This window comes from Methyloglobulus morosus KoM1 (genome assembly GCF_000496735.2).
In the GTDB taxonomy this organism is placed as follows: domain Bacteria; phylum Pseudomonadota; class Gammaproteobacteria; order Methylococcales; family Methylomonadaceae; genus Methyloglobulus; species Methyloglobulus morosus.
In genome coordinates, this window is sequence record NZ_AYLO01000097.1 from 1 (window position 1) to 11,607 (window position 11,607).

At 48.4% G+C, this 11,607-nt stretch carries 16 protein-coding genes; 6 read left to right on the top strand and 10 right to left on the bottom strand.

Annotated features, from left to right (window positions below; genetic code table 11):
• Window positions 1–394: 394 nt before the first annotated feature.
• The 5 genes from MGMO_RS12710 to fur all read right to left on the bottom strand — a co-directional run bounded on the left by MGMO_RS12710 (window position 395) and on the right by fur (window position 4,217).
• The gene (locus tag MGMO_RS12710; RefSeq protein ID WP_023495465.1) at window positions 395–1,285 is read right to left on the bottom strand and encodes an HNH endonuclease; all 891 of its coding nucleotides are present in this window, start codon (window positions 1,283–1,285) and stop codon (window positions 395–397) included.
• Window positions 1,286–1,488: 203 nt separating this feature from the next.
• Window positions 1,489–1,707, bottom strand: a complete 219-nt coding sequence (locus tag MGMO_RS20025; protein ID WP_161808495.1) for a hypothetical protein — start codon at window positions 1,705–1,707, stop codon at window positions 1,489–1,491.
• A gap of 149 nt (window positions 1,708–1,856) precedes the next feature.
• Window positions 1,857–2,534 carry a lipoprotein-releasing ABC transporter ATP-binding protein LolD gene (gene lolD, locus MGMO_RS12715; RefSeq protein ID WP_023495466.1) on the bottom strand — a complete coding sequence of 226 codons (678 nt, stop codon included), beginning with the start codon at window positions 2,532–2,534 and terminating at the stop codon, window positions 1,857–1,859.
• Entirely contained in the window at window positions 2,527–3,774 is a 1,248-nt protein-coding gene (locus tag MGMO_RS12720) for a lipoprotein-releasing ABC transporter permease subunit (RefSeq protein WP_023495467.1), read from the bottom strand. Before MGMO_RS12720 ends, lolD begins: the two co-directional genes overlap by 8 nt.
• Window positions 3,775–3,800: 26 nt before the next feature.
• Entirely contained in the window at window positions 3,801–4,217 is a 417-nt protein-coding gene (fur, locus tag MGMO_RS12725) for a ferric iron uptake transcriptional regulator (protein WP_023495468.1), read from the bottom strand.
• Window positions 4,218–4,380: 163 nt separating this feature from the next.
• Here fur and MGMO_RS12730 point away from each other — a divergent pair, with 163 nt between their 5' ends.
• A complete protein-coding gene (locus MGMO_RS12730) occupies window positions 4,381–4,902 on the top strand; it encodes an outer membrane protein assembly factor BamE (RefSeq protein ID WP_023495469.1) in 522 nt (173 codons plus the stop codon).
• Window positions 4,903–4,952: 50 nt separating this feature from the next.
• On the opposite strand, the gene MGMO_RS12735 is transcribed toward MGMO_RS12730, so the two are convergent.
• From MGMO_RS12735 to MGMO_RS12745, 3 genes are read right to left on the bottom strand one after another with little or no spacing between them, the layout of a single operon-like run.
• Window positions 4,953–5,255 (bottom strand): RnfH family protein, encoded by a 303-nt coding sequence (locus MGMO_RS12735; protein ID WP_023495470.1) that lies wholly within the window; start codon window positions 5,253–5,255, stop codon window positions 4,953–4,955.
• Window positions 5,248–5,679 (bottom strand): type II toxin-antitoxin system RatA family toxin, encoded by a 432-nt coding sequence (locus tag MGMO_RS12740; RefSeq protein WP_023495471.1) that lies wholly within the window; start codon window positions 5,677–5,679, stop codon window positions 5,248–5,250. Before MGMO_RS12740 ends, MGMO_RS12735 begins: the two co-directional genes overlap by 8 nt.
• 3 nt (window positions 5,680–5,682) lie before the next feature.
• Window positions 5,683–7,047: a sodium-dependent transporter gene (locus tag MGMO_RS12745; RefSeq protein WP_023495472.1), complete on the bottom strand. Its 1,365-nt coding sequence runs from the start codon at window positions 7,045–7,047 to the stop codon at window positions 5,683–5,685.
• A 98-nt stretch (window positions 7,048–7,145) separates the two neighbouring features.
• On the opposite strand from MGMO_RS12745, the gene smpB reads away from it, so the two are divergent.
• The 3 genes from smpB to MGMO_RS12760 all read left to right on the top strand — a co-directional run bounded on the left by smpB (window position 7,146) and on the right by MGMO_RS12760 (window position 9,162).
• A complete protein-coding gene (gene smpB, locus MGMO_RS12750; RefSeq protein ID WP_023495473.1) occupies window positions 7,146–7,631 on the top strand; it encodes an SsrA-binding protein SmpB in 486 nt (161 codons plus the stop codon).
• Between the two features lie 52 nt (window positions 7,632–7,683).
• A complete protein-coding gene (locus tag MGMO_RS12755) occupies window positions 7,684–8,046 on the top strand; it encodes a HopJ type III effector protein (RefSeq protein WP_023495474.1) in 363 nt (120 codons plus the stop codon).
• Between the two features lie 156 nt (window positions 8,047–8,202).
• Window positions 8,203–9,162 (top strand): GNAT family N-acetyltransferase, encoded by a 960-nt coding sequence (locus MGMO_RS12760; protein ID WP_023495475.1) that lies wholly within the window; start codon window positions 8,203–8,205, stop codon window positions 9,160–9,162.
• Between the two features lie 10 nt (window positions 9,163–9,172).
• Here MGMO_RS12760 and MGMO_RS12765 read toward each other — a convergent pair whose 3' ends face one another.
• Window positions 9,173–9,715 (bottom strand): hypothetical protein, encoded by a 543-nt coding sequence (locus MGMO_RS12765; protein ID WP_023495476.1) that lies wholly within the window; start codon window positions 9,713–9,715, stop codon window positions 9,173–9,175.
• Window positions 9,716–9,949: 234 nt separating this feature from the next.
• Between MGMO_RS12765 and ispH the strand changes: the two genes are divergently transcribed.
• Window positions 9,950–10,894 carry a 4-hydroxy-3-methylbut-2-enyl diphosphate reductase gene (gene ispH, locus MGMO_RS12770; protein ID WP_023495477.1) on the top strand — a complete coding sequence of 315 codons (945 nt, stop codon included), beginning with the start codon at window positions 9,950–9,952 and terminating at the stop codon, window positions 10,892–10,894.
• A 3-nt stretch (window positions 10,895–10,897) separates the two neighbouring features.
• Entirely contained in the window at window positions 10,898–11,293 is a 396-nt protein-coding gene (locus MGMO_RS12775) for an RNA-binding S4 domain-containing protein (protein ID WP_023495478.1), read from the top strand.
• Between the two features lie 156 nt (window positions 11,294–11,449).
• Here MGMO_RS12775 and MGMO_RS12780 read toward each other — a convergent pair whose 3' ends face one another.
• Complete coding sequence (locus MGMO_RS12780) at window positions 11,450–11,590, bottom strand: transposase (RefSeq protein ID WP_407656510.1); 141 nt, start codon at window positions 11,588–11,590, stop codon at window positions 11,450–11,452.
• Between the last annotated feature and the right edge of the window lie 17 nt (window positions 11,591–11,607).

The window sequence follows — 11,607 nt, forward strand, 5'->3', positions numbered from 1 at the left end:
TCTTTGCGCGGACAAAGAAAAGTATCCAAAAGAAATCCGCCCGATGCCGCTTGCTTCCTGCGCTCCGTCGTTTTTATCGGGGTTTGCCAGAAAGGACATCCCTGTCCCTTTGACAACGTGCGGCATCCTTGCCGCACCCCTAACGGGCTATTCCCGATAAATGCTCCGATGCTCGGCGCGGCATAAGGGGAACGGGTACATTATTGTAGGGTGGATTAGACGCGCAACAACACCTTTAGTTTAAGATAAGTAATAAATTTCCGCGCGTCGTAATCCACCATTATCGAAGCCTATCACATATGGCGGGTTACGCCGCGCTTAAACGCAAGTAGTAGTTTAAGCAAAGTGGTTTTGCGCGGCTGACCATGCCCTACATTTAACCCATCGAACGAGGTTAATCATTCCAAACAAAGAGCAAATCATCCTTCTCGTCTAGCCTGACATGTCTCCGAAGCCGTAAAAACGATTTGTCTCCTTTTGAAATAGTCGTCATTTCCATCGATGGAAAGGTGTTTACGATTGCTTGTGCAGGTTCTCGATCTCCAAAGAAACCAATGAGCCGATAATTTTTATTCCATTCAAGCGCCCAAGACCAACATTCTTGATACGGATGCCTACGAATGATTGACTTAAAAAAACCATTAGCAGTAATTACAACCCAGCAGGGCTCCCAAGTCACTACGGTATGCATGAATGCTTTATATTCTATATTTCCCCAATCCGCATGATGTGCTTTTGAAACAGGATGAAATCCATCCTGCCAAAAGCCGCCTTTTTTTGTATCATCGTTAAATGTGATGAAGTAGAAGAACGCCATAATTTGCATTTTTGCTAACTCAAACGACCTGGAACTCTCTATCTGTGGGGCTGAAACAAACTTAGACGTAATTGTCCCTCCATTGAAAAATGGCACTGTAATTGTCTTTTCGACTTGACTGTCCTTTACAAGTTTTCCGGTTAATTTGCTTTTGCTGCGTTTAATCTTTCTATGTGCTTCATTTACTATCGATTTTTCAACTTTATCTGAATCAAACCATATTCGCCCAGCTAATGTAATTGCAGAAATATCATTCTCCAATTCTGACTTGTCCAAATTACATTTTTTGCAAGCTCTTAAAATTAGATTCCATTGACCGTTTAGGAATCCCTTCGGGATAAACTTCCTTCCAATCACATGCTCTTCGTTATGGTTATCTTGGATTAGTTCGACTCCGCAATATGGACAAGTTAAATTTTTTAGCAGGGTAACTCTATTTGTAGGTAGCTCAGAAAACAAATTCGGCACACATTAATCCCCTATTACATATAGCTATATATTTTTGCTCGTAGGCTGGGTCGGCAAATCCAGATATATCTGTCTATGCTGAGTTTCGTATCTCAACCCAGCACGGTAGGTTGGGGGTGAGGAACGAACCCCAACATGATGCCAACCCTTAATTTGTTGGGGTTCACAAATTCACCCCAACCTACAACTTCCACCCATTCCCGTTATGCCGCGCCGAGCACTGGCGATTTTATCGGGAATAGCCCGAAGGGGTGCGGCAGGGAGGCCGCACTTTGCTGGAGGGACAGGAGTCCCTTCCAGCAAACCCCGATAAAAACGACGGAGCGCAGGAAGCAAGCGGCATCCGGGGGTCGTTTCTTTTGGCTACTTTTCTTTGGACAAGCAAAGAAAAGTAGCCCGCCTGCCAGTGCGGGAACTGGCATTAAAATCAACTGTCGCAGTAGCGACATCTTACCTTATACACCCCTCACCCTACCCTCTCCCACAAGGGGAGAGGGAATAATGTGAAGGTTGATTCCGATCAGGGTTCGACAATCTCAACACGAACGGAATTGAATAAACATAACCAAAATCAAACAATCACCCCATCTTCCATGTGCAAAACCCTGCCCATTTTCCCCGCCAATTCATGGTCGTGGGTGACTATCAAGAAACTGACGTTCAGTTCCTGGTTCAATTCCAGCATGAGTTGAAAGACATCCTCGGCGGTTTTGCTGTCCAGGTTTCCGGTTGGCTCATCGGCCAAGACCACGCCCGGTTTATTGATTAACGCCCGAGCGACTGCTGCCCGTTGCCGTTCGCCGCCGGAGATTTCGCCGGGTTTGTGTTCAACGCGATGGCCTAAGCCGACGCGTTGCAATAACCGTGTCGCGTGCTGGCGTGCGTCTTCAACCGACTGCCCACCGATCAACAAGGGCATGGCGACATTTTCCAGTACGGTGAACTCGCCTAGCAAATGGTGGAACTGGTAGATGAAGCCCAAGGAACGGTTCCTTAAGCTGGCCAATTGTTTGCCGCTGACATCGTTCAGGTCAGTGCCGTCCAAAATGACCTTGCCGCCCGTGGGTTTTTCCAGGCCGCCCAGCAAATGCAGTAAGGTACTTTTGCCGGAACCCGATGCCCCCATAATCGCGACGCATTCGCCTTTATTGATGTTGAAATTAACGCCTTTCAAGACCTCGACATCCAGGCCGCCCTGGGCATAGCGCATGGTTAGGTTTTCGCAGTGCAAAATACGGGCATTATTCATAGCGCAACACTTCCGCCGGGTTGATTTTTGAGGCTTGCCAAGCGGGGTAAATAGTTGCAAGCAGCGATAAGATGAAAGCCATTAACGCTATCGTCGTGACATCCGACCACATCAACTTAGAAGGCAAATCGCTGATGTAATAGACGTCTGCCGGTAAAAAACGGGTCTGGAATATTTTTTCCAAGTCGTGGACGATATGCCCAGCATTTAGGGCGAGCAAAATTCCGCCGATCGTCCCTAAGAATGTGCCGACTACGCCGATGATCGTACCCAACACCATAAAAATGCCCATTACGGAGCCCGATGTCAGCCCCTGCGTTTTAAGGATGGCGATGTCGCCGCGCTTGTCGGTGACGACCATCACCAGTGTGGACACAATATTGAATGCCGCGACCGCAACAATCAACAGCAAGATAATAAACATCACGGTTTTTTCGGTTTTTATGGCCCTAAAGAAATTTTCGTGCGCCATCGTCCAGTCGCTCACGATGTATTCGTCAGAAAGTTCCGAGCCCAGGGTTTGGGTTATTTTGGGGGCGTTGAAAACGTCGTCCAGCTTTATCCGCAAACCGGAAACCGCCGACTCCAGCCGGAACAGCTTGGCGGCATCGTCGATATGGATGAGCGCCATGTTACGGTCGTACTCGTACATGCCGACCTTGAAAATACCCACAACGGTAAACCGCCGCATCCTGGGGACTATGCCTGCCGGGGTGGAATTAACTTGCGGGCTGATGATGGTGATCTTGTCACCCATAAAAGTGCCGAGGTATTTAGCCAGTTCGGCGCCCAGGATAATGCCGTATTCACCAGGGACTAAATCATCCAGTTTGCCCTCAACCATGCGATTGCCGACTTCCGACACTTTGGGTTCATTTTTGGGCATTACGCCATTGAGCATGGTGCCGCTCACCCGCCTATCGGCATTTATCATGACCTGACCGCTAATAAACGGTGCCGACCCTTGCACATGCGGGGTATTTTTGATGCGGTTTTCCGCTTCCGCCCAGTTTTCCAACTGTCCGTATTTTCCCGTCAAGGTCGCATGGGAAGTCATGCCCAGGATGCGCTCACGTAGTTCCGCTTCAAAACCGTTCATGACGGACAACACGGTAATCAGCGCGGTCACGCCCAGCGCAATCCCCATGATGGATGTCAATGTAATGAAGGAAATGAATTGGGTGCGGCGTTTTGCCCGCGTATAGCGCAGGCCGATATAAAATATAAGGGGTTTAAACATGTAGGATTTAGTTAAATGAAAAGAGGTCAGGGTTTCCTGCAATCGGGGCAAAAGCCATATAAATAGAGGCCGTGCGCGGTCAGTTCATAACCCAAGCGTTGGGCAATCTGTTTTTGCTGGGCTTCGATGACATTATCGGAAAATTCATCGACCTTACCGCACTTGACGCACATGATGTGGTCGTGATGGTCGCCATCGGACAATTCAAACACGGAATTGCCGCCTTCAAAATGATGCCGCGTGACCAAGCCCGCCGCCTCAAATTGCGTCAGCACGCGGTAAACGGTCGCCAAACCGATTTCCTCGTCTTCACTGAGCAGGATTTTATAGACCTGCTCTGCGGTCAGATGTCGGTCAGTCGCCTGGTTTTCCAGGATTTGCAGGATCTTAACCCTGGGTAAAGTCACTTTCAGGCCAGCGTTCCTTAGATCATGAGTTTCCACAGTTATCTCCAGTTGGGCAATCGCAAAAAGCTATCGCTAATGTCGGTTTCAGAAAACATTGTGACATTGTAGCCTTTTTTGCTGGCGGGGACATGACTGCATTATAGGATAATCAGTTGACATCCTGTATGATTCCGATTTTTGAATTCTTTTCCGCTAGACTATGCGAAGCGTTTTTTTCTGTATTGTATTGTTGGGCAGTTGGTTGCTCGTGTCCTGTTCGTACCTACTCGATCACCTGCCGGGCGTGTATACCATTCCCATCCAGCAAGGCAATATCGTGGACCAAACTATGATTGACCAGTTGCGTCCAAACATGACCGAGCGGCAGGTATTGTATATTATGGGATCGCCCATGCTGGTTGACACGTTCCACCAAAAACGCTGGGATTACCTGTATTCCAGCCAGCCTAGCGGCGAAGACCGTCAGCAAAAAAGGGTTTCCGTGATGTTTGACGAAAATGACCTAGTGTCCGGCATCCAGGGCGATTTCAGGCCCAGTTCCACACCCGTCGTCAAACCCTCCGAAGAAACCACGGTCGATGTCCCCAGGCGGGAAATAGAAAGGACCATGTGGCAGAAGATTAAGGGCTTGTTTGGCTTTGATGATATTGATGACGCACCCAGGAAAGATCCGGATGCGAAGCCTGCGGATAGTGGGTCGCAGATTAAGACGCCGTTGTAGGAGAAAACCTGAAATGATTGGAAGGGGTTTCCTGTGTCGCCTTTCTTTGGTTAACGTCTTAATGCCCGTTGCCGCCTAGCCTCTTTAGGGTCGTGGATTAAAGGTCGGTAGACTTCAACCCTATCGCCTGGCGTCACTGTCTGTTCCGGTTTACAGGCTACGCCAAAAATGCCCAGCTTCAAGTCCGAAGGGCTTATTTCAGGAAAACGCGCTAACAAGCCGGATAGCTCCACCGCTTGTTCTATCGTCGTCCCTTGCGCCACATTGATCGTGACGATAACTTGCTCATCCGGTTTAGCATAGGCGACTTCCACCTCAATCAAGCCTTCCCCAGCGCTAACGCCCTCAACCATAAACAGCTTTGGCGCGCTCCGTAAAAGAAGCCACCATCGTATTGCAAATCTGGTTGAACACCGCGCCAAACGCAAGGTTTGCCAATACGCCGGACATTTCAAATTCCAAATCCAGGGAGATTTTGCTGGCATCTTCACGCAAGGGCAGGAAATTCCAAACGCCTTCCAGGTAAGAAAAAGGGCCGTCCAATAAGGACACGGTGATCCGCTCTCCCCGCTCCATCCGGTTTCTCGTGGAAAACGATTTTTTGAAGCCGCCTTTGGAAATCATCAGTTCCGCTTCAACGACACCCTCTTCGTGTTTGATGATACGACTGCCGGCACACCAGGGCAAAAACTGCGGGTAAGCTTCGATATCGCTGACTAAATCAAACATTTGTTGCGCCGAATATTTGACCAGTGCGCTTTTCTGGACGAGCGTCATGCCTTAAAGCACCCCGACTACATTCAGGAATACCAAAAATACGGCGGCAGGGGCGATATAGCACACCAAAAACTTCCAAACGGCATAACTGAGATGTTCGCCGGGTAAATCCAGTTCGGCTTTACTGTGTTCCTGCTTCATAATCCAGCCGGCAAAGACGGCGATACAGAAGCCGCCGATAGGCAACATTAAATTGGCCGTCAGGTAATCGACCAACTCAAAAAAAGTGCGGTCAAATAGCTTTGCATTTTTCCAAGCATTAAACGAAAACACCGTACCAAACCCGAGCAGCCAAGCCACCAGCCCCGACCATAAACAGGCTTTTGCGCGGCTAAAGCCTTTGTTCTCAATCAGCCACGCAACGGCTGGCTCAATCAAGGCAATCGAAGATGACAAGGCAGCAAACACCAAGGCGATAAAAAACAACACGCCAACCAACCAACCGCCAAACATATTGCCGAACGCAATCGGTAAGGTCTCAAACACCAAACCGGGACCGGAGTTAGGATGCAAGCCATTGCTGAACACAATAGGAAAGATAATAATGCCAGCCAACAAAGCGACAATCGTATCGGCTCCGGCAATAATCATGGAGGACTTTGCAATCGACACGTCCTTGGGCAGGTACGCGCCATACACCATGATGGAACCCATGCCCAAGCTCAAACTGAAAAATGCTTGGCCCATCGCCACCAAGACGGAATCGGCGGTCAATTTGCTGAAATCCGGCCTGAACAGGAAGTTGAGCCCTTTAAAATAACCGTCGGTAGTCATGGCATAACCGACCATGAGGATCATCAAGGCGAACAGCCAAGGCAACAAAAAGCCCACCGATTTCTCGAAGCCTTTCTCAATCCCCCGCGCCACGATCAACATGGTTGCCAGCATGAACAAGCTATGCCAAAACAGCAACTGCATGGGACTGGCCACAAAGCTATCGAATATCGCCTTGATTTCGCTCGGATTAGCACCGGAAAAGTTGCCAAAAAAAGCTTTGACGACATAAGCCGACGCCCAACCTGCGATCACGCTGTAATAAGACAGGATCAAAAACCCAGCCGTCACGCCCATCCAGCCGAGGTAATGCCAATTTTTATCCGCGCCTGCCTCAGCCGTCAGGATTTCCATGGTATGGATAGGGTTTTCCTTGCTCCGCCGCCCCAACATAGTTTCCGCCATCATCAGAGGGATGCCGATCAATAGCACACACAGCAAATAAACCAACACGAACGCTCCGCCGCCGTTTTCGCCGGTAATATAAGGGAACTTCCAGATATTGCCCAAGCCGACCGCTGAACCCGTCGCCGCCAGGATAAACGCAAACCGCGAAGACCATTCGCCTTGTTGTGATTTTTTTTCGTCCGCCATCTGTTTGAAGCCCTTAATAAATAGCCATTATTATTAGCATATACAGTAAAATGACAAGATTATACTGTATACACCGGAAAATATTTCGCTATCCCATTATGGCCGATAAAAAGCCCGCCAAAAAGAAACCGCCACAAAACGCAAACATCGCCGTAAACCGTCAGGCCACGCATGAGTACCATATTGAAGAACGCTTCGAAGCCGGTATAGTGCTGGAAGGTTGGGAAGTCAAAAGCCTCCGGGACGGTAAAATCCAATTAAAAGAAAGCTACGTCACCTTTTCACGCGGCGAAGCTTGGCTGGAACGCGCCCATATTTCGCCGTTGTTGTCCGCTTCAACCCATGTTAATCCCGATGCCATCCGCCGAAAAAAACTGCTGCTTAATCGGCATGAACTGAATAAACTGATTGGATCGGTGGAGCGCAAGGGCTATACCTGTATCCCATTGTCGATGTATTGGAAAAATGGCCGCGCTAAACTGGAAATCGGTTTGGCTAAAGGCAAACAGCTACACGACAAACGCGCCGCTTCAAAAGACCGTGATTGGCAACGCGAACGGGCGCGGATCATGAAACACGCTTGATTTTAACGCTTCACCCTTACCCCAAGGGGAGAGGAGCTATAGAGATTTCCTTATGACACTAGATAAATTTATCGAAAAAATTGCCCAAGGTGTAGCCATCAGCTTTAATGAAACCATCATTATCATCACCGAAAATTACCACTACCAGCCCACTGAATTCAGCAATGGATTGGGGGAAGACATCTTGGTCAATCCGGCTGGCGTTAACGAAGGCTCTTGCAAAATTTTCGCTTTCGCCAAACTTCATCAACTTAATGAACAACAAACCTTGAACCTGTTTGGGGATTATTACCGCGAGGATGTTTTGCAAAACCCAAATGGCACAGGCCACCAAAATATCAGGAATTTTATGCGGTATGGTTGGGAAGGCATTCATTTTAATGGCATGGCTTTAACCCCCATGAAAAGCGCTTAACTTGCGCGGTCTAGCTGCCCTAAAATCGGCTATCAACAAAATTTATTCAGGCGGAATTATCCTAATTTACGACAAACAGTCTATATTTCTAGTGCTCGCAATCATATAAAGTTAAATAAAGCCGCCCACATTTGACGCACCACTATCGAGTAAGCTATGAATATTTCCGATTTCCGTGTTGAACCCGCCGATTATCGTGCTGATTTGGACGATATTCAGGCTGTGAGGGAAGCCGTGCTTGTCGTCGCGGGCAATGCAAACGATCAAACCGAACTCGATACTGTCGACCCGGACTGCTTTCACTTTATAGCGCGTGACAACTATCATCAAGCCATCGGTGTCGCTAGGCTTGCACCCAATAAGACAATAGGTCAAATGGCCGTGTTGGAAACATGGCGGAAAAAGGGGGTTGGCGCGGCATTGCTTATCGCGTTGATTGATAAGGCGCGTCAATTAGCCTGGACTGAGGTAATACTTAATTCACCACCCGATGCCATCGGGTTTTATGAAAAATTCGGCTTCGTCAAAGCGGGCAATACCATTACCGAATCCCGTACTCCAAAGCAGCCCATGCGTATGGCTTTAGACCCCGCAAACAAACCTGAGCGCCCTGCCCCAAAACCGCGCGATGCACTTGTGGAAATCACCGAAATAAAGGGCTTGGAAGATACGCAATCCGCCCTCATTCAACTCATCAGAAAGGCGCGTCGCCAAATTTGTATTTACAGCTCTGACCTGGAACCTGTCTTGTATGGTAATGCCGAAATAGTTGAAGCGCTCAAACTGTTTGCGATTAACAGCGGCGGCGGCAACATATTGATTATTGTACAAGATACGATGGCAGTACGCAGTCAGCCGCACCCTTTGATTGATCTGGCCCAACGACTGCCTTCTGCATTCTTGTTGCGTACGCCTGTCGAAGCCGACGACCTGCAATACCCATCCGCCTATCTCATCAATGACCGTGATGGTTATTTGTTCCGCCAGCGAAGCAGTCATTACATTGGCGTTTGGAGCCCAACCATGCCGTCACGTAACCGCCAACTTACCGAAGAATTCGATCACGTTTGGCAACGGTGTCGCACTTGTACGGAGTTTAGGGCATTAGGTTTATAGCTTTACACAGTCATTTTTCTTGATTTGCCAGCGCTACAGGCGCAACCCTTTGTTCCACGCGAATGACCGCCCTGTTCAACACCTTCAGGTTGTTTTCTTCAACTATCTGTATACCCATCGTATAAAAAATCGGTAGCCAAAGCGGGTTAATCAACATTCCACCAATTGCACTTTTGCCTAAGCGTTTCAGGTTTTTCAATGGGTTATAGGATTCGGCCAAAGAACACATAGGTTGTTCGGCAAAAACGGTGCATATAGGCCTTAATAAAGTTTGCTCGTAGCCGCTTAATTGTTCCAACGATGCCAGCAACTTGCACTCCATATTATGATAATTTATTCTCGCCAAGCTTGATGTAATAGCGAAGACGAGCGCAACCAACGGTAATATAACTGTTGGCGGGGCAACAGGAGCGAATGTTGAAGACAACATGACTATACCCAAACCTAACATGAGGATATCTTCGCCCCACTCTACGTCCCGATCTATGCCTTTGACGACGGCAGCGGCAGTGCAATGGGTTTGGTTTGTCAAATAGTGTTGTTTTTGCTTCATGAAATTCTCCTGTTGCAAATCTAACTCTTGTTATAACTTTTTATTTGCTTGTGTCAATATTCATAGCGGAATTGCGCTACCATTGTGCGCCTTTGCAATGAGTGACTCAAGCCATGTTTGGGCCGATCCCATAGGTGTCCGGTCATATTCGGCACCAATCCTGACGTAATCATCGTATCTAAAGCGATGTTGAGTTAAAATAACCCCATACTCAGCAACTGTAGAAGTCAAACCATGCAAATCGTACTCGCTAACCCTCGTGGATTCTGTGCCGGTGTCGACCGCGCCATTGACATTGTCGATCAGGCATTGGAAACCTTTGGCGCCCCTATTTATGTCCGCCATGAAGTCGTACACAACCGCACCGTTGTTGACGGATTAAAGGAAAAAGGCGCTATTTTTATCGAAGACATTTCAGATGTGCCTGTCGGCTCGTACCTGATTTTCAGTGCCCACGGCGTATCCAAGCAAGTACAAAAAGAAGCCGTTGAACGTAAACTGACGGTTTTCGATGCAACCTGCCCGCTGGTGACGAAGGTACATATCCAAGTTGCCAAACATGCAAAATCTGACCGGGAAGTCATCCTGATTGGCCATGCCGGACATCCAGAAGTGGAAGGCACCATGGGGCAATATGATAAATGTACGGAAAACGGCGGGATTTATCTGGTCGAAACCCCTGAAGATGTCGCCAATTTGAAAGTCAATAACCCTAATAATCTGGCTTATGTCACGCAGACGACGCTTTCCATGACCGACACCAAGGTGATGGTCGATGCGTTGAGAAAGCGTTTTACCTCTATCCAGGAGCAAAAAAAGGACGACATTTGCTACGCAACGCAAAACCGCCAGGACGCGGTTTATGACCTCTCCAAAACTGCGGATACCATCCTGGTTGTGGGTTCACCGAATAGCTCCAACTCCAACCGTTTGCGGGAAATTGCCGAACAATTAGGGAAACCCGCTTACCTAATCGATACCGCCAGGGATATGCAAAAAGAGTGGTTTACCGGCAGCAATGTCGTCGGTGTGACGGCAGGCGCTTCCGCACCCGAAGTGCTGGTACAAGAAGTGATAGACCAATTGAAAGCCTGGGGTGGCCAATCGGCCAGCGAACTAAAAGGCATTGAAGAAAAAGTCGTATTCTCTTTACCCAAGGGATTGAAAAAATCCGCTTGACCTGTGCCCTCTGACGTTGAAGCCATCCGGCTGGATAAATGGCTGTGGGCAGCACGGTTTTATAAAACGCGTTCATTGGCTTCGGATGCGATCAACGGCGGCAAAGTCCACGTCAATGGGCAACGCACCAAAGCCGCAAAAGACATCAAAATTGGCACAGAAATTACCATCAACAAAAACGGCTATACTTGGCATATAGCCGTCACCGCGCTGACGGGGCAACGTCGTCCAGCAAAAGAAGCCGACCTGCTTTATCAAGAAACGCCCGAAAGCCACAATAAGCGGCAACACCAAATCCAAGCCGAACGTGAACAAAAAGAATTGCTTGGTTTTTCTGGAATAGACCACAAACCGAACAAAAAAGACCGCCGCTTGATCCACCGGTTTAAGCACAGTTAGCTTATCGTCGTATCGTTCCTGTGCCAAAACGTAGGAACGATACGGTATTGGTTATCAGATTGCGTCATGGCGCACAGCTCGCCAGCAAAAGACATAGCATCAAAATATGACAGCCCTGCTTTGGTATATTTATATCGATCGGCTTAGGGGCTGTTCTCATTTAAGCCAAATCAACACGCTGGCCAAGCTCAGCATAGTCATATAGTTGACCGCCAGCCGTTCGTATCGGGTGGCGACCCGGCGGTATTCTTTCAGTTTTTGGAACAATCGCTCCACGAGGTTGCGTTCTTTGTAGATCTCCTTGTCGTAATCCC